Here is a 24,399-nt window from a genome sequence, read left to right on the forward strand (position 1 = left end):
CTTTGCATGTGACGGGCCGTTTACCAAAGGCTCACGACCTACCCGTTGAGCGGCCGCTCCCCGATGACCCGTTCGGCCCGCAGGGCGGCCAGCTCGTCGGCGGAAAGGCCAAGCCCTGACAGGATCTCGTCGTTGTGCTGGCCCAGCGTCGGCGTGGCGCCGCGGTGGTGGCGTGCCGGCCCAGGGGTGATACGAAACGGCCAGCCGGGATAGCGGTGCGATCCGGTGACGGGGTGCGCGAGCTCCTCGTAGAACCCGCGCGCGTCGAGCTGGACTATGTCGTACATCTTCTCGCCGGTCATCACTTGCTCGACCGGGATGCCCTGGACCCGAAGGGTTTCGACGATCGCCTCCGGCGGCTGGGTGCGGGTCCACGCGGCGACCAGTTCGTCGAACGCGTCATGGTCGATTCCCGGGTCCCCGGGTAGCGACAGCGCCACCCACGCGTCGTCGACGTTCGTCGGGTAGACGCCCTGCAGGTAGCCGCGCCGGCGGTTGCCTTGCCGCGCCTGCACGACGCCGTTCATCGAGTACTCGATCACCGGTTCGGCGGTCACGGCGGCCGCGACCTCGATCTGTGCGATTTCGATGAGCTGACCTTCCCCCGTGCGGCGCCGATGCTCGAGCGCGGCCAGCAGCGCGACGCCGGCATGCACGCCGACGATCGGGTCGGCCGGTCCCTGCGGGTTGCACGGCGGCCCGTCCGGATATCCGGTGACGGCCGACATCCCCGCGGTCTGCTCGAAGTTCAACGCCCACCCGACGTAGTCGCGCCAAGGGCCCTGCAAGCCGAAACCCGGCATCCGGATCATGATCACGTCGGGTTTCAGCTCCACCAGCGACTCGTAGCCCAGGCCGAACTGCTCCACCACCCGCGGTGAGAAGTTCTCCACGACGACGTCGGCCCGCGCGGCCAGCCGCCGGACGATTTCCCGGCCGCGCCGCGAGGTCAGGTCCAGCGTGAGGTCCTTCTTGTTGAGGTTGGTGGCCTGCCACAGGCCGCTGCGCTCGTACCAGTCGTCGCCCTCGAAGGGAAACGCGCCCGAGTAGCGAAAACCGTCGGGCCGCTGGATCGACTCGACCTTGATGATGTCGGCGCCGAACGCGCCCAGGTAGCAGGTCAGGTAGGCGCCCGCCCAGAAGGTGCTCAGGTCGAGCACCTTCAGCCCCGCGAACGGCAGGGTCGCCGGCTTCCGGGGTAGCTCCGAATACCGCTGTACCGCAGGGCCTTTCGTCAGCCGAAACGCCTTCCCTGGGCGTCGGAAGCCGGCCTGTTGGACGAAGAACTCGCGCTTGACGTATTGCGGACACTCCAAGACGGTGGCGCCGTCGTTGACCGGGGTGGCCGGAATGCGCATCGCCTGGGCGAGTTCAACGATCTCGGCGACGGTTTGCTCGGCGAGCAATGGCTCTGTGCGAGCATAGAATTCGGCGCGTTCGGGGCCGCCCAGCATGATCGCGATCTGCTGCTCGCCGAACTCGGGCAGGCCCAGCATCGCGCACACGTCCAGCCAGTGCTGGCCCGTCAGGCAGTTGATGCCCACCCAGCCATCGGCGGCGCGGACCACCCCCAGCATGGGAGCGCTCCGGGCGTTGGCGGGTAGGCCCAGGCCGACCATCTTCTGCGCCATCAGCATGGGATACGGCAGCGTCGACAGCAAGGATTCGAATTCCGAAACATCCACCCGCACAACTTCATCGGACGCGCACCGCAGCGCGGTCAACGCGCCCAGTGCGCCGTAGCCACCCGCGACGTACTCGGCGATGCGCGCGCCGACCTGCACCGGCGGGCGGTCGGGATCGCGGGCGCTGACCCAGCCCGACGCCGCCTGCAACGTCAGTGACGTGGCCGGCCGGTCGCGCCACGGCCCGGACTGCCCGAACGCGGAAATGCGCAGCAGCACCACGCTGTCGAGATCGAAGCCCAACGCTTCCAGCTCTCCCGGGCCGAGGTTCTCCACCAGCACGTCCGCTTGCGCGATCAGGTCCGGGGCGTCCTCCAGTGCCACAATTCGCTTGCCCGCGTTGAGGTATTCGAACAACCCACCGCTGCCCCAGTGGCGCAGCGGATCCCCGCCCGGCGGCTCGATCTTGGTGACCTCGGCACCGAGGTCGGCCAAAAGCTTTGCCGCATAAGGGCCGGAGATTTCCTTGGTGATTTCGACGACGGACAGCCCCGCGAGGGGTCCGCTCACGCGGGAACCCCGATCGCCATGGCCTCCATGTACTGGTGCAGGCCGCTGAGGCCGCCGCCCTCGCGCCCCAACCCGCTCAGCTTGAACCCGCCGAACGGCGCGCCGCCGGGACCGACCCCGTTGACCGCGACCTGTCCGGTGCGGATGCGTCGCGCGACACCGACGGCGCGGTCCACGTCGCCGCCCCATACCGCCCCGGAAAGTCCGTACTGGGAGTTGTTCGCGATGGCGACCGCGTCGTCGTCGTCGCGGTAGCGCAGCACCGTCAGCACCGGCCCGAACACCTCCTCCTGGGCGATGGTCGAATCCGGATCGACGCCGGTGAGAATCGTTGGCTCGAAATAGAATCCGACGTCCAGGCCGGCCGGGCGGCCACCGCCGGTCGCCAGCCGGGCTCCGTCGTGGACCGCGCCGTCGACGTGCGCCTGGACCCGGTCCCGCTGCGCCGCGCTGATCAGCGGCCCCATCTGCACGTCGGGGTCGGCGGGATCGCCGACTTTGACGTCGCGGGCTAGGGCCACCAGCCGGTCGACGACGTCGTCGTGCAGCGAATCGGGGAGCAGCATCCGGCTGTGCAGGATGCAGGCCTGCCCGGCGTGCAGCGAGCACGACTCGAACAGCATCTGCCGCAACATCTCGTCGGTGACCGTGGTGTCGTCCAGGACGATGCTGGCCGACTTGCCGCCCAGTTCCAGCAGGATCCGCTTCATGGTGTCGCCCGCCGCGGACATGACCTGGCGCCCGACGACCGAACTGCCGGTGAAGCTCACCATGTCGATGCGCGGGTCGGTGGTGAGCAGCCGGGCGGCCTCCACGCCCGACGGTGTGACGACGTTGACCACGCCGGGCGGGATGTCGGTCTCCTCGTCGATGATCCGCGCGAGCGCCAGCCCCGCGAGCGGGGTCAGCGGCGAGGGCTTGAGCACGACGGTGTTGCCCGCGGCCAGCGCGTGGTTGAGCTTCATGACGTTGAGGCAATGCGGGAAGTTCCACGGCGTCAGGACCGATACGACGCCCAGCGGCTGGTGGCGCAGCAGCGTGGTGCCGGCGCTCATTCCGGTCACCGCTTCCTCGCCCAGCTGCGCGGCGAGCTGGGCCGCGACCATCGACATGTAGCCGGCCCCGTCGATCTGCATCATCCGCTCGTTCGACACACAGCCCCACTCCGCCTGCGACAGCGCGAAGAATTCGTCGGCGTGCTTCAGCAGCGCCGTGCCGAGCTGGTTGAGGCAGGCGGCCCGCTCGTCGGGACCCGTGCGGCCCCACGGCCCGCTGTCGAAGGCCCGGCGCGCGGCGTCGATCGCCGCGCCGACCTGGGCGATGCTGGCGTCGGGCGCGGTGCCGATCGATTGTTCGGTGGCCGGATTGATGTCGTCGTAGCGACCGTCCTCGGCGTCGACCCAGCCGCCGTCGATGTAGAGCTGGTAGGTGTCGACAAGAGATCCCGGAGTCTGTAGCTCGGTCATGCGCGCTTCCTCACCCGAACGTCGGTCATCTAGTCAGCCAGTGTTCACCCACGGCCCCCCGGCGTCAATCACCAATTGAACGAATTCCGCGCTACTGCACGGCGTTGGCGGCGCATTGACAGACACGGCCGCACCGGAGTAGACACAACGTCGCAAGACACATCGGTGTGATGTGTCGGATCGCCTGCCGAGGGAGGCCCGCCATGCGGACCGCTGTTCCACTGCATTCCCCGGACTTCTACGCGGGCGACCCGTACCCGGCGTACCGGGAGCTGCGCGCGTCGTCGCCGGTGTGCTGGAACGACGTGACGAACTTCTGGGCGTTGCTGAAGTACGAGGACATCCGCTTCGTGTCGAGCAACCCGGCGCTGTTCAGCTCCACCGAGGGCATCACCATCCCCGATCCCGCCCAGCCGAGCCCGGTCCAGCAGGGCAGCCTGATCTTCACCGACCCGCCGCGGCACCGGCAGATGCGCAAGCTGATCAACTCCGGGTTCACCCGGCGCCGGGTGGCCGTCCTCGAGCCGAAGATCCGCGAGATCGTGCGGGGCATCCTCGACGACGTCCGACCCGACTCCGTCCACGAGTTCGCCGAAGAGATCGCCGCGCCGCTGCCCACCCGGATGATCGCCGAGCTCATCGGCGCCCCGCCCGACGACTGGGAGCAGTTCCGGGCGTGGTCGGACGCCGCCACCGGCAGCGCCGACCCAGAGATCGAACTCGATCCCTTCGTGGCCATCGGGCAGCTCTTCGAGTACTTCCAGAAGCTGATCGCCCAGCGGCGCGTCGAGGCGCACGACGACCTGTTGTCGGTACTGGCGGGCGCGGAGATCGACGGGGTCCGCCTCACCGACGAAGACCTGCTCAACTTCGCGTTCCTGTTGTTGGTCGCCGGCAACGAAACCACCCGCAATCTCATCGCTTTGGGCACGTGCGCGCTGATCACCCACCCCGACCAGTGCCGGCTGCTGGTCGAGGACCCCTCGCTGATCCCGGGCGCCGTCGAGGAGATGCTGCGCTGGAACAGCCCGGTGACGCACATGGCGCGTACCGCGACGGCCGACGTCGAGATCCGGGGGCAGCGGATCGCCGAGGGCGACTCGGTGGTGATGCTGTACGGGTCGGCCAACCGCGACGAGGACATCTTCGGCGCCGACTCGGAGGAGTTCAGAGTGACCCGCCATCCGAACCCGCACATCGCGTTCGGATGCGGTGAACACTCTTGCGTCGGTGCACAATTGGCGCGCCTGGAGGCCGCGGTGATGTTCGACGAGCTGCTGCGGCGCTTCCCCAGGCTGGAGCTGGTCGGGGAGGTGGATCGGATGCGGGCCACGATGGTGCCCGGCGTGAAGCGGATGCCGGTGCGGCTCGGGACGGCCCGGTGATGGAGCTCGACTACACGCCTGAGCAGCAGCAGCTGCGCGCCGAGATCCGCGCCGCGCTGGAAGAGGTGATGACGCCCGAACGCACCATGGCCCTCAGCGAGCGCATGGAGGGCGGCCCCGAGGTGCGCGAATGCGTGCGCGCCCTGGCGGCGGCCAAGCTGCTGGGCGTCGGCTGGCCCAAAGAATATGGCGGACGCGGTTTCTCGGAGATCGAGCAATTCATCTTCGCCCAGGAGGCGCAGCGGGTCGGCGCACCGATCCCGCTGGTGACGCTCAACACGGTCGGCCCCACCCTGATGCAATGCGGCACCGAGGAGCAGAAGCGGAAATTCCTGCCGGCCATCCTCGACGGCAGCGTCGAGTTCGCGATCGGCTACTCCGAGCCGGGAGCGGGCAGCGACCTGGCGTCGCTGCGCACCACCGCGGTGCGCGACGGCGCGGATTACGTGATCAACGGCCAGAAGATGTTCACCAGCGGCGCCGCCTACGCCGACTACATCTGGCTGGCCGCCCGAACCGACCCGAACGTCAAGAAGCACAAGGGCATTTCGATTTTCATCGTGCCCACCTCGTCGCCCGGGTTCTCCTGGCAGCCGCTGCACACCATGCCGGGCATCTCCACCTTCTACACGTTCTACGATGACGTCCGGGTCCCCGCCAGCGCCATCGTGGCCGGCGAGAACCAGGGCTGGCAGCTGATCACCACCCAGTTGAACTTCGAACGCGCCGCCCTGGGCAACCTCGGCGCGCTCGAGCCGCTGTTCGAGAAGACCCTGGACTGGGCCACCACCACCGAGCTCGACGGCGGACGCGTCATCGACCAGCCGTGGGTGCGGCTCGCGCTGGCCAGGGTGGAGGCCCAGGTCGCCGCGTACAAACTCGTCAACACGCGGATCAACGCCGCGATGACGAAGGGCGTGCTCAGCATGGGAGAAGCGTCGGCCGCCAAGGTCTTCGGCACCGAGCTCACGCAGCAAGTCGCCCGCGAGCTGCTGGAGGTGCTCGACGGCAACGGGGTGCGCCGCGGCGACGACGCGCCGTTGCGCGGCGCCCTGGAAACCGCGTATCGCTGGGCCGTCATCAACACGTTCGGTGGTGGCGCCAACGAGATTCAGCGTGACATCATCGCCATGGCCGGGTTGGGGATGCCGAGAGCGCCCCGCGACCTTCGCCCCCAGGAAACAGGAGGATCATGACCGACCAAGATTCCGAGGTGCTTGCGAAGCTGCGGGCGCTCGTCGGCCAACCCACCGGCGGCACCGGACTGCCCACGGTGGCACCGGATCCGGTCAACCAGCCGATGATCCGGCACTGGGCCTACGCGCTCGACGACATGAACCCGGTCTACCTCGACCCGGAGTTCGCGGCGTCGTCGCGGTTCGGCGGCATCGTGTCGCCGCCGGTGATGCTGCAAACCTGGACCATGCCGTCCCCGAAGCTGGAGGGAATCCGCGAGCGGGGCGGCGCCCCCGTCGAGATCCTCAGCAACCCAACGGCATTCCTGGACGAGGCCGGGTACACCAGCACGGTGGCGACCAACTCGGAATTCGAGATCGAACGCTATCCGCGGCTGGGTGACGTCATCAGCGCGACATCGGTGTTCGAGGACGTCTCCGACGAGAAGAAGACGGCGCTGGGCACCGGCTTCTTTTTGACCTGGTTGATCACCTACACCGACGAGACCGGTGAGGTACTGGGGCGACAGCGATTCCGCGTCCTGCGATTCAGGCCGGCAGCCTGATGGCCCCCCGGCTGGCGCCGGCGATCAGCCCGGACACCGAGTTCTTCTGGAACGGCCTGCGCGAGCACAAGCTGTTGATCCAGCGCTGCGGCGGATGCGGCGCGCTGCGCCACCCGCCTCGCCCCATGTGTCCGAACTGCCGGTCCCTGCAGTGGGAGCCGATCGAATCCTCGGGCCGCGGCACCGTGTACAGCTATGTGATGCCGCACGAACCCCGGTTCCCGTTCTTCGAATATCCCTACATCGTGGCGCTGGTGCAGCTCGACGAAGGGGTGCGGGTAGTGTCGAACCTGTGTGGCATCGACCCCGCCGACGTGACGGTCGGAATGCCGGTCGAGGTCTACTACCAGGCCTTCGATGACGACCTGGTGCTGCACCAGTTTCGGCCCGTCCGGTAGGTGGGGCGATGGATTTCACGTTCACCGAAGAGCAGGAGACGATCGCCAAACTCGCCCGGGATATCTTCGAGCGCCGGGCCACCCCCGAACGGCTGACCGAACTGGAGGCCGGCGAAACCCGTTATGACGCCGCGCTTTGGAGCGAGCTCGCGGCCGCCGACCTGTTGGGCACCGCGCTGCCCGAGGCGGTCGGCGGCAACGGCGGCGGGTTCCTCGAGCTGGGCGTGCTGCTGGCCGAGGTGGGTTGGAGCGTCGCCCCGGTGCCCGCCTACGCGACGCTGGTGCTCGGCGCCGACCCGATCGCCCGACACGGATCCCCCGAGCAACGGCAACGGTTCCTGCCCGGCGTCGTCGCCGGAACCCGCGTCCTGAGCGCGGGCCTGCAGGAGCCCGGCCGATCCGATCCGGCTAGCCCGGCCACCAAAGCCTCTCGCGACGGGGCGAATTGGCGGCTGGACGGGGCCAAGGAGCTGGTCCCGGCCGCCCAGCTCGCCGACACCGTCCTGATCCCCGCCGCTACGGACGACGGTGAGGTCGGCCTGTTTTTGCTGCCCACCGACGCCCACGGCGTCGAGATCCGGCCGGTCGCGACCACCAACCGCGAACCGCATGCCGACGTATTCCTCGATGGTGCAACGGTTTCCGCGCGGGACCGGCTGGACGGACCGATCGAATCGCTGCACATGCGGGCGCTGGTCGGCCTGTGCGCGATCCAGCTCGGCGTCTGTGAGCGAGCCTTGCGCATCGCGGCCGACTACACCAGCGGCCGTGAGCAATTCGGGCGGCCCATCGGCAGCTTCCAGGCGGTGCAGCAGCGGATGGCCGACGCCTTCATCGACGTCGAAGCGATCCGATGGACCACCTGGCATGCGGCCTGGCTGATCGCGCGGGAACGAGCTGCGGACCGGGCGGCTCGCATCGCGAAGTTCTGGGCCGCCGACGCCGGCGCCCGGGTCGCCGCCACCACCCAACACGTCCACGGCGGCATCGGGATCGACGTCACCTATCCCCTGCACCGCTATTTCCTGTGGGCCAAGCACAACGAGCTCGCCCTCGGTCCCGCCACTGCGCAGCTGGCCAGTATCGGCAGCACCTATCCGAAAGGAAACCGATGACCAGCCGCACCACCCTCAAGTGGGTCGACATCAACGTCGGCGACGAGGCGACCCCGCTCGAAATCCCCATCACCACCACGATGATCGTCGCCGGCGCCATCGCGTCGCGGGATTTCATGCCGGTGCACCACGACCGCGACTTCGCCAACAAGCAGGGCTCGCCGAACCTGTTCATGAACATCCTGACCACCAACGGATACTGCGTGCGCTTCCTGACCGACTGGGCCGGTCCCGAGGCGATGGTGAAGAACCTGTCGATCCGCCTCGGCGTGCCGTGCTTCCCCGACGACCCGCTGCGCTTCACCGGCAGCGTGACGTCCAAAACCGAGGGCTCCGACGGCGAGAACTTCGTCGAGGTGACCTTCAAGGGCTCCAACAGCCTGGGCGATCACGTCTCCGGCACCGCGGTGCTGAGCCTGCTCGACGGGGCCCGCGCATGAGCTCCTCGCTGCCCGGCAGCTGCGCCATCGTCGGGATCGGCCAGACCGAGTTCTCCAAGGAATCCGGGCGCAGCGAGCTCCAATTGGCCTGCGAGGCGGTCAGCGCCGCTCTCGACGACGCCGGCCTGACGCCCGCCGACGTCGACGGCATGGTCACCTTCACCATGGACTCCAGCGACGAGATCGACATCGCCCGCAACGTGGGCATCGGCGACCTGAGCTTTTTCTCCCGCGTCCATCACGGCGGCGGCGCGGCGGCCGGCACGGTCGTGCACGCGGCGATGGCCGTCGCGACGGGGGTCGCCGACGTGGTGGTCTGCTGGCGCGCGTTCAACGAACGGTCCGGCTTCCGGTTCGGCGGCAGCGGGCGCGACATGACCGCGACCCCGCTGTTCATGGCGCACTACGCCCCGTTCGGATTGCTCACCCCCGCGGCGTGGGTCGCGATGCACGCCCAGCGTTACATGTCGACGTACGGGGTGACCAACGAGGACTTCGGCCGCATCGCCGTCGTCGACCGCGCGCACGCGGCGACCAACCCCGACGCCTGGTTCTACCAGCGCCCCATCACGCTCGAGGATCACCAGAAGTCGCGCTGGATCGTCGAACCCGTGCTGCGCCTGCTGGATTGCTGCCAGGAAAGCGACGGCGGGGTCGCCCTGGTGGTCACCAGCGCCGAACGCGCGCGCGACCTGAGGCAGCCGCCGGCCATCATCACCGCGGCCGCCCAGGGCGCGGCCGCCAACGGCGAGATGATGACCAGTTACTACCGCGACGACATCACCGGGCTCCCGGAGATGGGGGTGGTCGCCAACCGGCTGTGGCGCGACTCGGGCCTCAAGCCCCAGGACATCCAAACCGCGTTCATCTATGACCATTTCACGCCGTTCGTGTTCACGCAGCTCGAGGAGCTCGGCTTCTGCGGGCGCGGCGAGGCCAAAGACTTCGCCACCGTCGAACGGCTGTCGCTGGGCGGGGAATTTCCGATCAACACCAACGGCGGGCTGCTCGGCGAGGCCTACATCCACGGCATGAACGGCATCACCGAGGGCGTGCGACAGGTGCGCGGCACCTCGCATAACCAGGTCGACAACGTAGAGCACGTACTCGTCACGTCGGGAACCGGCGTGCCGACCAGCGGGCTGATCCTCGCGCCCGCCGACTAAGGGGAAGCTCATGCCCAAGATCGCGGTGTTGACCGCACCGGGGGGGCCGATCGAGCTGGCCGAATTCCCGCTCACCGCGCCCGCGCCGGGGACCGCGGCGCTCAAGCTGCGGATGGCGGGCATCTGCGGATCCGACCTGCACATCTTCCGCGGCGAGCTGCCGTTGCCGTGCCCCTTTGCCCTGGGCCACGAAATGGTCGGCAAGATAGCCGAACTCGGCGAGGGGCTGACCTCCGACGCGACCGGCAAGCCGCTCGCCGTCGGCGACCGCGTCGTCACACCGTACTTTTGGACCTGCGGGCAGTGTCATGCGTGCGCGCGGGGCCGGTCGTATGCGTGCCAGAACCTGATGGCCGGCGAATACCGCACCCACGAGCAGGCCCCGCACTTCGTGGCCGCGCACGGCGAGTACTACTACACCAGTCGGCGACAACCGGTCTACAAGGTGCCCGAGGAGCTCTCCGACGAGGCCGTCACGCCGCTCAATTGTGCGCTGGCACAGGTGCTTTTCGCGCTGCGCGACGTGCGACTGGGCGACACCGTCGTCATCCAGGGCGCGGGCGGGCTGGGCATCAACGCCGCCGCCGTGGCCCGCACCGCGGGCGCGGCGGCCGTCATCGTCATCGACAAGATCGCCGAACGACTCGACGTCGCATCCGATTTCGGTGCGACCCATTGCATCGACGCCAGCGACATCTCCTCCTACGAGGTGACGGAGCGGGTCCGCCAACATACCGACGGCATCGGCGCCGACTGGGTGCTCGAGGTCGTCGGCGTGCCCGGCGTCATTCCCGAAGGCATCGGCTTTCTGAACAACGGCGGCACGCTGCTCGAGGTCGGCAACGTCGGGATGGGACGCACCTTCGAGCTCGATCCCAGTGCCCTGGTCTACGGCAACAAGTCGGTGCGCGGCGTGATGCTCTACGACCCGGTCACGCTGGCGATCGGGTTGTCCTTCCTGCGGCACACCAATTTTCCTTTCGGCCGGCTGATGCCCAAACCGTTCCGCCTGGACGACGTCAACGACGCCTTCGCCGCCGCCGACGCCGGGCTGGTGCCGAGGGGGGCGTTGGTGCCGTGACGACCCAGGCGGCGCAGACCACCGACACGCGCGAACTCATCGTCGAGTCCGCGTTCATTTGTTTCGGCAGACAGGGATTGGACAAGGCGACCATCGTCGACATCGCCAAGCAGGCCGGCGTTTCGCGCAGCACCATCTACGAGTACTTCAGCGACAAGGGCGCGATCGTCGAGGCGTGCGCCGAACACGCGTCCGAACGCTTCTACCGCGAGATGTCCAGGGCGATGGAGGCGGGCAGCTCGCTCGAGGACAAGCTGAGCCGCGCGGCGGTGTTCGTCACCCAGGCGCGGCAGGTCCTGGCCTCCGAGAAGTACTTTGACGAGGACGCCACCAGCCTGCTGCTGACCAAGGACGCCGCGGTGTTGTTGCGCGAGTGCGTCGAGTTCTTCGCGCCCTACCTTTCCGCCGCCAGGCTCACCGGCGAGGTCCGCAAGGACCTCGACGTCGAGGCCGCCGGGGAATGGTTTGCCCGCATGCTCTTTTCGCTCTTCAGCACGCCGTCGTCGACGCTGGACATGAACGACCCCGAGGTGGTGGCGGAGTTCGTACGCGCGCACGTGGTGCGGGGATTCGCCGGCGATCGCCCGCGGCCCCGGCGCGGCTAGGGCTCAGCGCCGCTGTTGCGGCCAAACGGTTTCGGGGGCGTGAACCGGTCGGCCGTGGCCAGGCAGGAGGTGGGCGACCGGCAGCTCCTCGAGGCGCCGGCGGGTGGCGGCGGCACTCGACGCGTCGACGATTTCCGGTGTGTGCCAGGCCTTGCCGCGCACGGTCAGCACGGCATCACCGGACAGCAGCGTCCGGGTGCTCGGATTCCACAGCGCGATGCTGTCGTCGGTGTGACCGTAAGCATTGACCACGGTCCACTGCGACGCGCCGGGCAGCGGCCGGCCGTCGCCGAGCCCGCCGGCCGGCGAGGGACCCCTCCAGCGCATGCCGAGCGGGGTGCCATATCCGGCCACCCGGGCGCCGCCCAGCAGCCCCGCCACGCCGACCCGATCGAGCGGCTGGTCGATCATGGTGGGCCAGATGCTTGCGGCCTTGGCCGGCGTCGGCGTCCGCGGCTTCACCCCTTCGAGGTAAGTGAGCGTCGCCTCGGGCAGCCAGATCGGCGCGCGGTGGCGTGCCGCCAGTTCCACCGCGCCGGCGACGTGGTCGCTGTGGCCGTGCGTCGCCACCACAGCCTGCAGGGTCCCGCCGCGGCCCAGCACGGCCGCGAGGTCGCCGGCGACCCGCGGCAGTCCGGCGTCGACCACCACCATGCCGTCGTCGCCCCGCAACACGTAACAGTTGAAGATCCAGCGCGACACCCGCGTGATGCCAAGCTCGGGCATCTCGTCGACAACCAGGCTCATAGCGCAGAGGCTACGCCCTAGTGCGTCAGCGCCCGCAGGAAGAACGCCAGGTTGGCCGGCCGCTCGGCGAGCCGCCGCAGGAAGTATCCGTACCACTGCGTGCCGAACGGTACGTACACCCGCACGCGGTTGTCCGCGTCGGCCAACCGCCGCTGTTCGCGGTCGCGGATGCCGTACAGCATCTGGTATTCGAAATCGCCGGCGCCACGACACAATTCCCCGGCGATGCCGGGAACCGCCTCGATGATCGCCGGGTCGTGCGACGCTACCATCGGATAGCCCGACCCGGCCATCAGCACCCGAAGGCAGGCCAGATAGGACTCGGTGACCTCGGCGGCGCCACGGTAGGCCACCGACGCGGGCTCGTCGTAGGCGCCCTTGCACAACCGAATCCGGGCCCCGGAAGCGGCGAATTCCTCGCAGTCGCCGAGCGTGCGCCGCAGATAGGCCTGCAAAACCGCGCCAAGCCAGGGGAATTCGGCCCGCAGGTCGCGCACGATCGACAGCGTCGAGTCGGTCGTGGTGTGGTCCTCGGCGTCCACCGTCACCCAAATCCCGGCCCGCCGCGCGGCGGAGCAGATCGACCAGGCGTTCTCCCGCGCGATCTTCTCGCCATCGCGCTCCAGCGACTGCCCCAGCGCCGACAGCTTCAGCGACACCTCCAGCGGCCGGATGCCGTCATCACCGAGATCGCCGGACCGGCTCAGCACCTCGATCAGATCCAGGTAGGTTTGCGTCGCCGCGTCGGCGTCGTCAACGTCGGTGACGTCCTCGCCGAGGTAGTCGACGCTGACGCATCGACCCGATTCACGCAGCGCGGCAACGCTGTTCAGCGCCGAATCGATGGTCTCCCCCGGCACGAACCGGCGCACCACCCGCCGGGTGATCGGCAGCCGCTCAGCGGCCCGGCGCAACCCCTCGCGTCGCCGGGCCGCCATGATCGCCGGACGAACCGTGCGCGCAAAGACGCCGGCCATCAGTCGCCCTGCATGTGCGGGTAGGTGTGGTCGGTGGCCGGGATAAATGTTTCCTTGATGGTGCGGGCCGACGTCCAGCGCAACAGGTTCAGCACCGATCCGGCCTTGTCGTTGGTGCCAGATCCGCGCGAACCCCCGAACGGCTGGCGCCCGACCACCGCCCCGGTCGGCTTGTCGTTGACGTAGAAGTTCCCGGCGGCGAACCGAAGCCGGTCCTGCGCGGTCAACACGGCCGCACGGTCGTCGGCGATGACGGCGCCGGTCAGCGCGTAGCGGGAACCGGTGTCGACGACGTCGAGAATCCGTTCGTACTGGTCGTCGGGATAGACGTGGACCGACAGCAGCGGGCCGAAGTACTCGGTCGCGAAGGCCTGGTCGGTGGGGTCGTCGGACAGCAGCACGGTGGGCCGCACGAAATAGCCGTCGCTGTCGTCGTATTCGCCGCCGACGGCGATCGTCATTCCGGGCGCGCCCTTCGCCCGCTCGATGGCGTCGACGTTCTTGATGAAGCCCCGCCGGTCGATCAGCGCGCCGCCGTAGTTGGTCAGGTCGGTGATGTCGCCGTAGCGCAGCGCGGCGGTCCGGCCCAGGAAGTCGTCGCCCATGCGCTGCCACACCGAGTGCGCCACGAACGCCCGCGACGCGGCCGAGCACTTCTGCCCCTGGTAGTCGAACGCGCCGCGAATAAGCGCCGTGGTCAACACATCCGGGCGCGCCGAGGCATGCGCGACGACGAAGTCCTTGCCGCCGGTCTCCCCGACCAGCCGCGGATAGCTGTGGTAGCGGCCGATGTTGGCGCCAACCCGCCGCCAAAGTTGTTGGAAGGTGGCCGTCGACCCGGTGAAGTGAATGCCGGACAGCCGCGGATCGTCCAGCGCCACATCGGAAACTGCGAACCCGTCGCCGGTGACCAGGTTGATCACACCGGGTGGCAGGCCGGCCGCCTCGAGCAGTTGCATTGTCAGGTAGGCCGACAGGGTTTGGGTGATGGACGGCTTCCACACCACGGTGTTTCCCATCAACGCGGGTGCGGTCGGCAGGTTGCCGGCAATCGAGGTGAAGTTGAACGGCGTGATCGCGTAGACGAAGCCGTCCAACGGCCGGTAGTCGCTGCGGTTCCACTCGCCGGGCCCGCTGATCGGCTGCTGCGCCAGGATCTGGCGGGCGAACGCCACGTTGAACCGCCAGAAGTCGACCTGCTCACAGGGCGAGTCGATCTCGGCCTGATAAGCCGACTTGGATTGGCCGAGCATCGTTGCGGCGGCGATCTTTTCGCGCCACGGCCCGGCCAGCAGGTCGGCCGCACGCAGGAACACCGCAGCGCGCTCGTCGAAAGGCATTGCCGCCCAGTCTTTCTTGGCGGCCATCGCGGCCTCGATGGCCGCAGCCGCGTCGGCGTGCGCGGCGTTGGTGAGGGTACCCAGCTTCGCGGCGTGCCGGTGCGGCTGCACGACGTCGATCCGCTCGCCGTCGCCCATCCGGTGCTCGCCACCGATGACGTGCGGCAGGTCGATCGGGTTGCCGGCCTGGGCGCTCAACTCGGCGAACAGGCGGATTCGTTCCGGGGATTTCGGGGCGTAGTCGTGGACCGGCTCGTTGGCCGGGGCGGGCGGTTGGGTGATCGCGTCCATGCCGCTAAGGGTCCCCCGGGCGGGGCGCGATCCTGTTAGCCGATTGGACAGGATCCACCGCGTTTAGTAGTAAGATCGGACAATATGCAATCGCCGCCGGTCGGCCTCGGCCAGCTGCTGCTCGCGCTGGACGCGACGCTGGTCAGGCTGGTCGACGCCCCCCGGGGCCTCGACCTTCCGGTGGGATCCGCGGCGCTCATCGACTCCGACGACGTGCGGCTGGGCCTGGCGGCCGCGGCCGGTTCGGCCGACGTCTTCTTCCTGCTCGGGGTCGCCGAGGACGAGGCCGTGCGATGGCTCGCCGGGCAGGCGCGCGCGCCGGTGGCGGTCTTCGCCAAAGAGCCGTCGAACGCGCTGGTGACCAAGGCGGTCGCGGCCGGATCGGCGGTGGTGGCCGTCGAGCCGCGGGCGCGCTGGGAGCGGCTCTACCAGTTGGTCAACCACGTCCTGGAACACCATGGGGACCGCGGTGAGCCGGTCGACGATTCGGGCACCGACCTGTTCGGCCTGGCCCAGTCGCTGGCCGACCGCATCCACGGCATGGTCAGCATCGAAGACGCGCAGTCGCACGTGCTCGCCTATTCGGCCTCCAACGACGAGGCCGACGAACTGCGCCGCCTTTCCATCCTGGGCCGCGCCGGCCCGCCCGAGCATTTGCAGTGGATCGGCCAATGGGGCATCTTCGACGCGCTGCGAGCCAGCGGCGAGGTGGTGCGCGTCGCCGAACGCCCGGAGCTGGGGCTTCGGCCGCGGCTGGCGATCGGGGTCCACCAACCGCCGGCCGGTGCCCGCCGGCCGCCGGTGTTCGCCGGCACGATCTGGGTGCAGCAAGGGTCGCAGCCCCTGGCCGACGACGCCGACGAGATGTTGCGCGGCGCAGCGGTATTGGCTGCCCGGATAATGGCCCGCCTGGCCGCCCGGCCGTCCACGCAGGCGCGGCGGGTGCAGCAACTTCTGGGTCTGACGGACGAGCCGGCCGACGTGGGCGCCATCGCGCGCGACCTCGGCCTCGCCGCCGATGGCGCCGCCGCGCTGATCGGGTGGAATACCATCGGGGACCCCCATCCACGGCTGCCCGAGGTTCTGGCCCTGAGCGCCAGCGCTTTTCGCCGGGACGCCCAAATCGCGTCGCACGATTCGCGAATCTACGTGCTGTTGCCCCAGACCCAGATGCGGTCGGTCGCCTCCTGGGTCCGTGGCACGATCGCCGCGCTGCGCGCCGAGATCGGCGTAGAGCTTCGCGCCGCCATCGCCGCGCCGGTCGCCGGCTTGGCGGCGGTCGCCGCCGCGCGCGCCGAACTGGACCGCGTGCTCGATAGCGCTGAGCGACACCCGGTTTCGATCGGACGTGTGACATCGGTGGCCGAAGCGCGCACCACCGTCCTGCTCGACGAGATCGTCACGCTGGTCGGCGCCAACGAGCGGCTGGTCGACACGCGCATACGCGACCTGCGCGCGCGCGACCCCGTGCTGGCGGAGACCCTTCGGGCGTACCTGGACAGCTTCGGCGACGTCGCCGCCGCCGCCGAGTGGCTGCAGGTGCACCCCAACACCGTCCGCTACCGGGTGCGGCGGATCGAGAAGCTGCTTGGCACCTCGCTGTCGGACCCCGAGGTGCGGTTGGTGTTTTCGCTGGGATTGCGGGCGGCCGAGCGCTCGGCCTAGTTATCCACAGTTGGCGGTTTGTCCACAATTGCGGTTCTCGCTAATGGCTCACGTCAGCGGGCATCACTAGGTTCGAAAGTATGTTCGATGCCCAGACGCCCGACGCCGACGTGGTGGACGCGATCACCGACGGCGCCCGCGCCGAGGCGGCCGCCGCGGCGCGCCGGCTGGCGGCGATCGCCGAGTTGGTGACCCGGCGAGCCGACGGCCCGACGGATCGCGCGCACTGGTCGTGCGACAACTGGGACGCGATGGCCGCCGAAGTCGCTGCCGCCCAGGGCATCAGCCACGCCATGGCCTCGGGGCAGATGTATTTGGCGGTGACGCTGCGCAACCGGCTGCCCATGGTCGCGGCCCTGTTCGCCGAGGGCACGATCAGCGCGCGGCTGACGTCGGCACTGGTGTGGCACACCGACCTGATCAAGGACCCCGACACGCTGCGGTTGGTCGACGAGACGCTGGCCGCCGACGCCAAGCACTTCGGTCCGATGTCGGTGAGCCGGACCGCCCAGGCCATCGACGCCATCGTGGATCGCCACGACCCCGCGGCCCTGCGCCGCGCCCGCACCGGCGCGCGCGGGCGCCACGTCACGATCAGTCCCGCAGACGACCAGTCCGGCACCGCATCCCTTTGGGGTTCGTTGTTGGCCACCGACGCGGCCCTGCTGGAGCGCCAACTGACCCACATGGCCGAGCAGGTCTGCCCAGACGACCCGCGCACCCTCGACCAGCGTCGCGCCGACGCGCTGGGCGCCCTGGCCGCGGGAAGCCAGCACTTGGCCTGCGGCTGTGGGAGCGACGAGTGCCCCGCCGCGGTGGAGATCGACCCGCGCGCCGGCGCGGTCGTCGTCCACGTCATCGCCCGCGAGGACACGTTGGAGGCCCAGCCCGATCCGCACACCTCCGGGGAGCGCGCGTCGCGGCCCGTCACCCCGGGGATGCCCCTGGCCGAGGCCCTGGCCCCCGATCCCGAACCCGACCTGCCGCCCGGACCGCGGCCCCCGGCCGCGCATCTGCTCGGCGGCGGCACGCTGCCTGCGTCGATGGTCGCCGAGCTGATTCGCGGTGGGGCCAAGGTCAGGCCCGTGCGCTTTCCCGCCGATGCCCCACCCGAACCGGGCTATCGGCCCTCGGCCCAGCTACAGCGATTCATCCGCTGCCGCGACATGACATGTCGCTTCCCGGGCTGTGATCGTCCCGCCGAATGCGCCGACATCGACCACACCATCCCCTATCCGCTGGGGCCCACCCATCCGTCCAACCTCAAATGCCTGTGCCGAAAACATCACCTGCTCAAGACGTTTTGGCCCGGCTGGCGCGACCGACAGTGGCCGGATGGCACCATCGTGTGGACCTCACCTGCCGGGCGCGAGTACGTCACCCGGCCGGGCAGCCGGCTGCTGTTTCCCGCCCTATGCCTGCCCACCGGCGAATTGCCCAGTGCCCCAACCGCATACCCGCCCCTCGGCGGTCGCGGCATCATGATGCCCACCCGGCGCCGCACCCGCGAACAAGACCGCAACCGTCGCATCGACGCCGAACGCGCCCTCAATGACGACCGCGTCGCCGAACGCAACAAGCCCCCGCCGTTCTAGACGGCGGCAACTGGGGTGGCCCTACTGCCAGTCGACCGGCAGATCGCCGGCGTGGTTGGGGCACACGTCAATCGTGGCGGCCTTGAGCACGTGCGCCGCATCCAATGGCGGCATTTCGTGGGACAGCACCACGAAGGCGTACTGCCCCGCGTACGACGAGTACCCGTTGATCATCGCGCTGGAGTGGTCGTCCATCAGTGCGCACGCCTCGCGTTCCCGATTGGTGTCGGCGTGCGCAATTCCGGAACCAAACCAGGCGGCCAGGCAGACGGTCGCCGTGGCGGTGAGCAATTTATAGTGGCGTGTGTGCAATTTCCCGAGGGGCATGTGGAATTTTACCCAAACATGCCCGGCATTAAACCGGTTAAACGAGCCGAATATCTTTAAATAATTGTCGCTCGCGCCAATTAACGCGTATTAATACAGGCGTCAAATAACTGCCTCAACCCAATTCATACGACTCGCGCGATACCCGGAAGAAATGCCCGGTCCCGGCGTCGGTGCACGTCACCCCGGCGGGCTCGCTGCTGCAGGTGAGCGTGCCCAGCGATCTCGTCTGGCCGAAGCCGAGCGCCGGCCACGCGCCGGCCCCCGAACCGAGCGCCGAGTAAGTGCACGTGACATAGGGCGCCTGGCCCTGGTCGAGACGAAAATCGCGACCCAGATCCGATCCGGGCGGACACGGCCCCCCATTCTTGTCCCGGCCCAATCCCGGTGGGACCGGGTAAGTGTGGTCCCCGATCTGACACATGACTATCGGCAGCGGAGCGTCTTGGCCGTTGAGAATGCACCGTATGTTTCTCGATGCCGACGCGAACTGCTGGTAATTGTCGTCGGCGTGCGCACCCGCCGCACCGAAAAGCAAGACCGCGGGGGCGGCGACCCCGACCGCCGCACCCAATGCCGAGATGGTGTTCATTCGATGCTCCTTTCTTTTTCTACCGCGATCTCGTCGGGCGGCCGGTCACCCCGGCGCCCCGCTCGGCCCGCCAGATGTTCCGGCGGGCCGCCTCTTTGGCGGAGTTTTGCACGCCGGTCATCATCGCATCACCGTGCCGCAACCGCGAAAGAGCGGCCGCCGCCCGCAATGGTTAGGCTCAGTGTGAAGCCAATTCAAAGTGTTGCAGCGGATTTTCGGCCGGATAGGCTTCCTTGGTGACAGAAAAGCCGTCGTCGTATTTGGTGCTGGCTTCCCAGCGCAGCGGCAGCACGCTGCTCGTGGAATCGCTGCGCGCGACCGGCGTCGCGGGCGAGCCGCAGGAGTTCTTCCAGTACCTGCCGAGCACCAGCCAGGCCCCACAGCCGCGCCAGTGGTTCGCCGACGTGGACGACGAGTCGGTCCTGCGGTTACTCGATCCCCTGGACGAGGGGACGCCCGACCTCGCGCCGGCCGAGATCTGGCGCGACTACATCCGCACGGTCGGGCGTACGCCCAACGGCGTGTGGGGCGGCAAGCTGATGTGGAACCAAACACCGCTGCTGTTGAACCGGGCGAAAGATCTGCCGAATCGATCGGGCGACGGCCTGCGGGCGGCGATCCGCGACGTCATCGGCGAGGAACCGCTCCTCATCCACGTGCATCGCCCCGATGTGGTGTCGCAGGCGGTCTCGTTCTGGCGAGCGGTGCAGACGCGGGTGTGGCGGGGCAGGCCCGATCCGGCGCGCGACGCGCGCGCCACCTATCACGCCGAGGCGATCGCACACGTCGTCCGCATGCTGCGCGCACAGGAGGAGGGCTGGCGGACCTGGTTCGCCGAGGAAGACATCGAGCGGATGGAAGTTCCGTATCCGGTGTTGTGGCGCAACCTGACTCAGGTGGTCGCCAGCATCCTCGAGGCGTTGGGGCTCGACCCGCGGCTGGCGCCCGAGCCGGCCCTGGAGCGCCAGGCCGACCAACGCTCCGACGAATGGGTGGAGCGCTACCGAACGGACGCCGAACGGGACGGGTTACCCACCTAGATTCAGCGCGAGCCAATCGCTTGGTCGCGGTCGCCGGCCGGACAACGATGTCATCGTGAGCGAAAAGGATTCCAAGCCGCCCGGTTGGCGCGAACGGGTCAGCTCGGTGTCGGTGGACTGGTGGGCGACCCTGCTCGCCGGTGCGATCGCGGCATTGGCGGTAGCCAATGTGCTGCCGAAGATTCCCTGGTGATCGCGTGAGTACCACCGAGGTGCGGTCCACCGAGCACGACGAGGCGCTCGACGAGCCCGCCTTCACCAGCGGGCAACCGCTGGACTACCTACCGGGCATCCTGTTGCTGATCGGCGTGGGTCTGCTCGGCAAATACGCGCAGACCTGGTGGAACACGCTGGCCAAACACGAACACTGGCGAGTGCCCGACATCGAATACGTGTTGTGGGCCATCGTGATTGGGCTGTTGATCACCAACATCGTCGGCCTGCATCGGATATTCCGTCCCGGCGTTCAAACCTACGAGTTCTGGCTCAAAGTCGGAATCGTCTTGCTGGGGGCCCGATTCGTGCTCGGTGACGTCGCCAAACTCGGTGGGCTCAGTCTGGTCCAGATTCTGGTCGACATGGCGGTCGCCGGCACCATCGTCATCGTCGCCGCCCGCGCGTTCGGGTTGTCCGGCAAACTCGGCTCGCTCCTGGCGATCGGCACCTCGATCTGCGGGGTGTCGGCAATCATCGCCGCCAAGGGCGCGATCCGGGCCCGCAACTCCGACGTCGGCTACGCGATCGCCGCGATCCTGGCGCTGGGCGCGGTGGCGCTGTTCGTGCTGCCGCCGTTGGGGCATTCGATCGGCCTCACCGATCGCGAATTCGGCATCTGGGTGGGGCTCGCCGTGGACAACACCGCCGAAACCACCGCCACGGGCTATCTGTTCTCCGACCACGCCGGCAAGATCGCCGTGCTGGTCAAGTCGACCCGCAACGCGCTGATCGGGTTCGTCGTCCTGGGCTTCGCGCTGTATTGGGCCGCGCGGGGGCAGGCCGACGAGATCGCGCCGGGCGCAAAGGCCAAGGCCGCGTTCGTCTGGAAGAAGTTCCCGAAATTCGTGCTCGGCTTCCTGGCCGTCTCGGCGATCGCCACCGCGCACTGGCTGACCAAAGGCCAGAGCGCCAACCTCGCCAACGTGTCGAAATGGGCGTTTCTGCTCACCTTCGCCGGGGTCGGGCTCAACACCGACATCCGCCAAATCGCCCGCACCGGATGGCGGCCGCTGGTCGTCGCGGTCATCGGGCTCACCGTCGCGTCGGTATCGCTCGGCATCGTCCTGCTCACCTCACGCGTGTTGCATTGGGGCGTAACGGCCTAGCGCATAGGCCAGCCGGTAACCTGGCCGGCAATGTGGATCACCATCCTGGTGATGGCCATCGCCGTCAGCCTCGAGCCCTTCCGGGTCGGCATGACGGTTCTGATGCTTAACCGGCCACGGCCCATGCTGCAACTGCTCGCCTTTTTGTGCGGTGGCTTCGCGATGGGCCTGACCGTGGGCCTGGTGGTGTTGTTCGTGCTGCGCCGCAGGCTGCTGGGGTCGACGTACTTCACGTTGCCCAGGGTGCAGATCGCCATCGGCGCGCTGGCGCTGGTGGTCGCCGCCGCGGTGCTCGTGCGACCCGACGCGAGCCGCGCCGCCGTGCACCAACGATTGGCGACACACGCCCGGCGCCTGTTGAAGGGGCGCTCGTTGTGGGTGGCGGGAGCCGCCGGGCTGGGGATCGCGCTGCCGTCGGTGGACTACCTGGCCGCGCTGGCCGTCATCCTGGCGTCGGGCGCCGCGGCGGCGACGCAGGTCGGCGCGCTGCTGATGTTCAACGCCGTGGCCTTCGCGCTGGTGGAGCTCCCACTGCTCGCCTATCTCCTGGCGCCGCGAAAAACGCGCACGGCGATGGGCGCGCTGCACGACTGGATCCGCTCGCGACGCCGCGTCGAGGTCGCCGCCCTGCTGGCCGCGGTCGGCAGCGTTCTGCTCGTGGCCGGGGTGGCCGGCGCGTAAAAGGCTAGGCGGGCGTCGGCGCTTGCGGTGTCGCCACCTCCACGGGTTCGCTCGCGTCGTCCGACTTCAGTAGCGGCCAACCCTTGCGCAACACGTGGTCGAGCCATGCGCCGGCGAGCTGCGACGTGAGCACCGCCGCGACCACCAGCGTGGTGTAGAACTTCGAGCTGATGATGCCGGCGTCGAAGGCGACACTGGCCAGGACGATGCCCGGACCGCCGCGGGCGTTGGTGGTGATTCCGAGGTTGACCAGTTCGAGGCCCCTGAAGCCGGCGAACCGCCCGGCCAGCGCGACCGACGCCATTTTGACCGCGCACGTGCCGACGATGAAGATGACCATCATCGGCAGCGAGACGCCGCGGATGAGGTCGAGCTTCAGCCCCACGATCGCGAAGTACACCGGAATGAAGAACGCGAAGGACACTTTGCTGATCGCGTCGATCGAGTCGTCGAAGATCCTGCGCTTCCGATGCACCAGGGCGAAACCTGCAAGGAACGCGGCGAAGACGAGGTTGACGTCGAGCGCGCCGGCGACCGCACAGTACGCCAGCAGGACCGCGATCGCGTAGCCGGTCGGCGAGTGGCGCGCCAGGGCATTCCAGCGAGCCGTGTTGATGCGCTTGATGAGTCGCGGCACCACCGTGAGCCCCAGCCCGAAGTAGACCACCGTCACCAAGAGGTGCAACGACATCTGCCACGGACTCAGATGGGATTTCGCGGCGATCGACGTGGCGATCGCGAGCGCGAGCCACAGGACGATGTCCTCGAGCACGGCGACGCCGAGGATCAGCCGCGCGAACCGCGTGTCCAGGATCTTGAGGTCGGCGAAGATCTTCGACACCACCGGCACCGACGTCACCGCGACGCCGACCGCGAGAATGATGATCAACGACGCCGGATTACCGTGCGGTCCAGCCAGACTCGGGGTGATCAGGTGGGGCGCGAAGATCAGGCCGAGGAGAAACGGGATGCCGGTCCCGACGATGACGAGCCAACTCACGGTGCGCCGGTCGCCCCTGCCGAACAGCTGCTGCACCTCGGCGCCGGACACGAACATCAGCAGCAGCAGCCCGAGCCAGTAGACGAAGCTGAGGATCTGCGTGTTGTGCCTGGCGGTGCTCACGACGTGCTCGACGAACGGGAATCGGCCGAGCAGCGCCGGGCCCAGCACCACGCCGGCCAGGATTTCGCCGACTACCTTCGGTTGCCGCATCTTCACGAATACGTAGCCCAGCAATTGCGCGAGACCGACGAGCGCCAGTAAGACGAATATCACGGCGGTCAATTGGTTGTTTGACATCACGCACTCCTCAAGTTATCGGTCATGTTTCGGCCGGCGTGGCTCTGGCGGACGACCCACCGGCGGTACAGCTTGAAAGTGAGCGTCAGTGCTCCTGTCCCGATGGCCACGGACACTGGGTATGTGACTTCGGGGGAATGGATGACGAGGGGAAGAAGCCCTACGGCCAGCGCTGGTGCCATGTGCAGCCTCAACAGCCGAAGCACGATGACGCCCAACGCCATTGCGCATGCCGCCGCAATACCGCCGTTTCCGAGGAGGTCGACGGCGACGCACCCCGCGGTCGCCGTCAGAAAGCACGCAACGGGCAGGGTCGCCGGCTTTCTCGCCCACGGACACACCGTGGGGTGGGCGAACATCTCGTAAGCGATGACGATCAGCGGAGGGAACAGGACGAGCCGCAGTCCCGAGGTCGCCGCGAACAAAGCCATGGCCGCGACGAACGCGAAAAACGCTAGAAACCAGGAACTTCCGCTGGGCCGCGCTTCCAAGCCGTCGTCAAGGTCCTGAGACGTCGGTCGGCAACGCCTTCGCCAGGGCAGCAAAATGACGACCAACACCACCAGGCTGACCCCTATCGACGCCGGATACACCCAGGTCTTGATGCCAAGGAAGAGTGGCAGCAACCCCGCCGCGATCCCCGGGGCGATATTCGACCTGAGCGCAACGATCAGCAGCACGCACAGCGCAACGACGAGTAGAACGCTCAGGACGCCGTACGGCAACGTCGCGGTGACCAGCGTGCCGATGGCGGCGCCCAGAACCGGCGTCACGATGAGCCGCCCCGGTTGACTCGCCCACTTGCCCCACGGGCGGGTCAACACGTCGTGCGAAAGTGCCGTCAGCCCTGGGAAGAACAGGTAATGCCAGCCGTTGCACTGCGCCGCCACCGCGACGTAAGCCAATGCAACGGCCTGCATCAGCCATGGG

The 24,399-nt window shown here is 68.4% G+C and carries 24 protein-coding genes; 15 read left to right on the forward strand and 9 right to left on the reverse strand.

What is annotated here, in order from left to right:
• Window positions 1–38: 38 nt before the first annotated feature.
• Both AC5Y5E_RS20850 and AC5Y5E_RS20855 read right to left on the reverse strand, forming a co-directional pair.
• The gene (locus AC5Y5E_RS20850; protein WP_499904667.1) at window positions 39–2,195 is read right to left on the reverse strand and encodes a CaiB/BaiF CoA transferase family protein; all 2,157 of its coding nucleotides are present in this window, start codon (window positions 2,193–2,195) and stop codon (window positions 39–41) included.
• The gene (locus tag AC5Y5E_RS20855) at window positions 2,192–3,661 is read right to left on the reverse strand and encodes an aldehyde dehydrogenase family protein (protein ID WP_499904668.1); all 1,470 of its coding nucleotides are present in this window, start codon (window positions 3,659–3,661) and stop codon (window positions 2,192–2,194) included. The genes AC5Y5E_RS20850 and AC5Y5E_RS20855 overlap by 4 nt, the downstream gene beginning before the upstream one ends.
• Before the next feature lie 203 nt (window positions 3,662–3,864).
• Between AC5Y5E_RS20855 and AC5Y5E_RS20860 the strand changes: the two genes are divergently transcribed.
• The 9 genes from AC5Y5E_RS20860 to AC5Y5E_RS20900 are packed head-to-tail and all read left to right on the forward strand — an operon-like array spanning window position 3,865 to window position 11,592.
• Window positions 3,865–5,046: a cytochrome P450 gene (locus AC5Y5E_RS20860; protein WP_499904670.1), complete on the forward strand. Its 1,182-nt coding sequence runs from the start codon at window positions 3,865–3,867 to the stop codon at window positions 5,044–5,046.
• Window positions 5,046–6,242 carry an acyl-CoA dehydrogenase family protein gene (locus tag AC5Y5E_RS20865; protein ID WP_499905032.1) on the forward strand — a complete coding sequence of 399 codons (1,197 nt, stop codon included), beginning with the start codon at window positions 5,046–5,048 and terminating at the stop codon, window positions 6,240–6,242. The genes AC5Y5E_RS20860 and AC5Y5E_RS20865 overlap by 1 nt, the downstream gene beginning before the upstream one ends.
• Window positions 6,239–6,787: an FAS1-like dehydratase domain-containing protein gene (locus tag AC5Y5E_RS20870; RefSeq protein WP_499904671.1), complete on the forward strand. Its 549-nt coding sequence runs from the start codon at window positions 6,239–6,241 to the stop codon at window positions 6,785–6,787. Before AC5Y5E_RS20865 ends, AC5Y5E_RS20870 begins: the two co-directional genes overlap by 4 nt.
• On the forward strand, window positions 6,787–7,185 hold the full coding sequence (locus AC5Y5E_RS20875) for a Zn-ribbon domain-containing OB-fold protein (protein WP_499904673.1): 399 nt from the start codon (window positions 6,787–6,789) through the stop codon (window positions 7,183–7,185). The genes AC5Y5E_RS20870 and AC5Y5E_RS20875 overlap by 1 nt, the downstream gene beginning before the upstream one ends.
• Window positions 7,186–7,193: 8 nt before the next feature.
• Window positions 7,194–8,300 (forward strand): acyl-CoA dehydrogenase family protein, encoded by a 1,107-nt coding sequence (locus AC5Y5E_RS20880; protein ID WP_499904674.1) that lies wholly within the window; start codon window positions 7,194–7,196, stop codon window positions 8,298–8,300.
• Window positions 8,297–8,740 carry a MaoC family dehydratase gene (locus AC5Y5E_RS20885; protein ID WP_499904675.1) on the forward strand — a complete coding sequence of 148 codons (444 nt, stop codon included), beginning with the start codon at window positions 8,297–8,299 and terminating at the stop codon, window positions 8,738–8,740. Before AC5Y5E_RS20880 ends, AC5Y5E_RS20885 begins: the two co-directional genes overlap by 4 nt.
• Window positions 8,737–9,906 carry a lipid-transfer protein gene (locus AC5Y5E_RS20890; protein ID WP_499904677.1) on the forward strand — a complete coding sequence of 390 codons (1,170 nt, stop codon included), beginning with the start codon at window positions 8,737–8,739 and terminating at the stop codon, window positions 9,904–9,906. Before AC5Y5E_RS20885 ends, AC5Y5E_RS20890 begins: the two co-directional genes overlap by 4 nt.
• 10 nt (window positions 9,907–9,916) lie before the next feature.
• Window positions 9,917–10,987 (forward strand): zinc-binding dehydrogenase, encoded by a 1,071-nt coding sequence (locus AC5Y5E_RS20895; protein WP_499904678.1) that lies wholly within the window; start codon window positions 9,917–9,919, stop codon window positions 10,985–10,987.
• A complete protein-coding gene (locus AC5Y5E_RS20900) occupies window positions 10,984–11,592 on the forward strand; it encodes a TetR/AcrR family transcriptional regulator (protein WP_499904680.1) in 609 nt (202 codons plus the stop codon). Before AC5Y5E_RS20895 ends, AC5Y5E_RS20900 begins: the two co-directional genes overlap by 4 nt.
• Window positions 11,593–11,595: 3 nt before the next feature.
• Here the strand turns inward: AC5Y5E_RS20900 and AC5Y5E_RS20905 are convergent, their stop codons facing one another.
• The 3 genes from AC5Y5E_RS20905 to pruA are packed head-to-tail and all read right to left on the reverse strand — an operon-like array spanning window position 11,596 to window position 14,947.
• Window positions 11,596–12,339, reverse strand: a complete 744-nt coding sequence (locus tag AC5Y5E_RS20905; RefSeq protein ID WP_499904681.1) for an MBL fold metallo-hydrolase — start codon at window positions 12,337–12,339, stop codon at window positions 11,596–11,598.
• A 17-nt stretch (window positions 12,340–12,356) separates the two neighbouring features.
• On the reverse strand, window positions 12,357–13,316 hold the full coding sequence (locus AC5Y5E_RS20910) for a proline dehydrogenase family protein (protein WP_499904683.1): 960 nt from the start codon (window positions 13,314–13,316) through the stop codon (window positions 12,357–12,359).
• Window positions 13,316–14,947: an L-glutamate gamma-semialdehyde dehydrogenase gene (gene pruA, locus AC5Y5E_RS20915; protein WP_499904684.1), complete on the reverse strand. Its 1,632-nt coding sequence runs from the start codon at window positions 14,945–14,947 to the stop codon at window positions 13,316–13,318. Before pruA ends, AC5Y5E_RS20910 begins: the two co-directional genes overlap by 1 nt.
• 84 nt (window positions 14,948–15,031) lie before the next feature.
• Here pruA and AC5Y5E_RS20920 point away from each other — a divergent pair, with 84 nt between their 5' ends.
• A complete protein-coding gene (locus AC5Y5E_RS20920) occupies window positions 15,032–16,612 on the forward strand; it encodes a PucR family transcriptional regulator (protein ID WP_499904685.1) in 1,581 nt (526 codons plus the stop codon).
• Between the two features lie 80 nt (window positions 16,613–16,692).
• Entirely contained in the window at window positions 16,693–18,207 is a 1,515-nt protein-coding gene (locus AC5Y5E_RS20925; protein ID WP_499904687.1) for an HNH endonuclease signature motif containing protein, read from the forward strand.
• A gap of 21 nt (window positions 18,208–18,228) precedes the next feature.
• Here the strand turns inward: AC5Y5E_RS20925 and AC5Y5E_RS20930 are convergent, their stop codons facing one another.
• Together AC5Y5E_RS20930 and AC5Y5E_RS20935 are read right to left on the reverse strand one after the other, a co-directional pair.
• Window positions 18,229–18,498 carry a hypothetical protein gene (locus tag AC5Y5E_RS20930; RefSeq protein ID WP_499904688.1) on the reverse strand — a complete coding sequence of 90 codons (270 nt, stop codon included), beginning with the start codon at window positions 18,496–18,498 and terminating at the stop codon, window positions 18,229–18,231.
• 151 nt (window positions 18,499–18,649) lie between these two features.
• Complete coding sequence (locus AC5Y5E_RS20935; protein WP_499904689.1) at window positions 18,650–19,126, reverse strand: hypothetical protein; 477 nt, start codon at window positions 19,124–19,126, stop codon at window positions 18,650–18,652.
• Between the two features lie 236 nt (window positions 19,127–19,362).
• On the opposite strand from AC5Y5E_RS20935, the gene stf0 reads away from it, so the two are divergent.
• From stf0 to AC5Y5E_RS20955, 4 genes are read left to right on the forward strand one after another with little or no spacing between them, the layout of a single operon-like run.
• Window positions 19,363–20,166, forward strand: a complete 804-nt coding sequence (gene stf0, locus AC5Y5E_RS20940; RefSeq protein ID WP_499904691.1) for a trehalose 2-sulfotransferase — start codon at window positions 19,363–19,365, stop codon at window positions 20,164–20,166.
• A 55-nt stretch (window positions 20,167–20,221) separates the two neighbouring features.
• Entirely contained in the window at window positions 20,222–20,359 is a 138-nt protein-coding gene (locus tag AC5Y5E_RS20945; protein ID WP_499904693.1) for a hypothetical protein, read from the forward strand.
• A gap of 4 nt (window positions 20,360–20,363) precedes the next feature.
• Entirely contained in the window at window positions 20,364–21,488 is a 1,125-nt protein-coding gene (locus AC5Y5E_RS20950) for a YeiH family protein (RefSeq protein WP_499904694.1), read from the forward strand.
• A 30-nt stretch (window positions 21,489–21,518) separates the two neighbouring features.
• Entirely contained in the window at window positions 21,519–22,169 is a 651-nt protein-coding gene (locus AC5Y5E_RS20955; protein WP_499904696.1) for a GAP family protein, read from the forward strand.
• Window positions 22,170–22,173: 4 nt separating this feature from the next.
• Here the strand turns inward: AC5Y5E_RS20955 and AC5Y5E_RS20960 are convergent, their stop codons facing one another.
• Entirely contained in the window at window positions 22,174–23,469 is a 1,296-nt protein-coding gene (locus AC5Y5E_RS20960; RefSeq protein WP_499904697.1) for a cation:proton antiporter, read from the reverse strand.
• On the reverse strand, window positions 23,469–24,389 hold the full coding sequence (locus tag AC5Y5E_RS20965) for a hypothetical protein (protein ID WP_499904699.1): 921 nt from the start codon (window positions 24,387–24,389) through the stop codon (window positions 23,469–23,471). Before AC5Y5E_RS20965 ends, AC5Y5E_RS20960 begins: the two co-directional genes overlap by 1 nt.
• Window positions 24,390–24,399: the final 10 nt, after the last annotated feature.

Source organism: Mycobacterium sp. NGS54, assembly GCF_059812465.1.

What these genes read in the sequence shown, in the direction of transcription:
- AC5Y5E_RS20870 (WP_499904671.1), top strand. Translation starts at nt 6,239, where the DNA reads ATGACCGACCAAGATTCCGAGGTGCTTGCGAAGCTGCGGGCGCTCGTC.
- AC5Y5E_RS20910 (WP_499904683.1), bottom strand. Translation starts at nt 13,316, where the DNA reads ATGGCCGGCGTCTTTGCGCGCACGGTTCGTCCGGCGATCATGGCGGCC.
- AC5Y5E_RS20855 (WP_499904668.1), bottom strand. Translation starts at nt 3,661, where the DNA reads ATGACCGAGCTACAGACTCCGGGATCTCTTGTCGACACCTACCAGCTC.
- AC5Y5E_RS20925 (WP_499904687.1), top strand. Translation starts at nt 16,693, where the DNA reads ATGTTCGATGCCCAGACGCCCGACGCCGACGTGGTGGACGCGATCACC.
- AC5Y5E_RS20875 (WP_499904673.1), top strand. Translation starts at nt 6,787, where the DNA reads ATGGCCCCCCGGCTGGCGCCGGCGATCAGCCCGGACACCGAGTTCTTC.
- pruA (WP_499904684.1), bottom strand. Translation starts at nt 14,947, where the DNA reads ATGGACGCGATCACCCAACCGCCCGCCCCGGCCAACGAGCCGGTCCAC.
- AC5Y5E_RS20920 (WP_499904685.1), top strand. Translation starts at nt 15,032, where the DNA reads ATGCAATCGCCGCCGGTCGGCCTCGGCCAGCTGCTGCTCGCGCTGGAC.
- AC5Y5E_RS20965 (WP_499904699.1), bottom strand. Translation starts at nt 24,389, where the DNA reads ATGCAGGCCGTTGCATTGGCTTACGTCGCGGTGGCGGCGCAGTGCAAC.
- AC5Y5E_RS20890 (WP_499904677.1), top strand. Translation starts at nt 8,737, where the DNA reads ATGAGCTCCTCGCTGCCCGGCAGCTGCGCCATCGTCGGGATCGGCCAG.
- AC5Y5E_RS20885 (WP_499904675.1), top strand. Translation starts at nt 8,297, where the DNA reads ATGACCAGCCGCACCACCCTCAAGTGGGTCGACATCAACGTCGGCGAC.
- AC5Y5E_RS20960 (WP_499904697.1), bottom strand. Translation starts at nt 23,469, where the DNA reads ATGTCAAACAACCAATTGACCGCCGTGATATTCGTCTTACTGGCGCTC.
- AC5Y5E_RS20935 (WP_499904689.1), bottom strand. Translation starts at nt 19,126, where the DNA reads ATGAACACCATCTCGGCATTGGGTGCGGCGGTCGGGGTCGCCGCCCCC.
- AC5Y5E_RS20895 (WP_499904678.1), top strand. Translation starts at nt 9,917, where the DNA reads ATGCCCAAGATCGCGGTGTTGACCGCACCGGGGGGGCCGATCGAGCTG.
- AC5Y5E_RS20880 (WP_499904674.1), top strand. Translation starts at nt 7,194, where the DNA reads ATGGATTTCACGTTCACCGAAGAGCAGGAGACGATCGCCAAACTCGCC.
- AC5Y5E_RS20865 (WP_499905032.1), top strand. Translation starts at nt 5,046, where the DNA reads ATGGAGCTCGACTACACGCCTGAGCAGCAGCAGCTGCGCGCCGAGATC.
- AC5Y5E_RS20955 (WP_499904696.1), top strand. Translation starts at nt 21,519, where the DNA reads ATGTGGATCACCATCCTGGTGATGGCCATCGCCGTCAGCCTCGAGCCC.
- AC5Y5E_RS20905 (WP_499904681.1), bottom strand. Translation starts at nt 12,339, where the DNA reads ATGAGCCTGGTTGTCGACGAGATGCCCGAGCTTGGCATCACGCGGGTG.
- AC5Y5E_RS20860 (WP_499904670.1), top strand. Translation starts at nt 3,865, where the DNA reads ATGCGGACCGCTGTTCCACTGCATTCCCCGGACTTCTACGCGGGCGAC.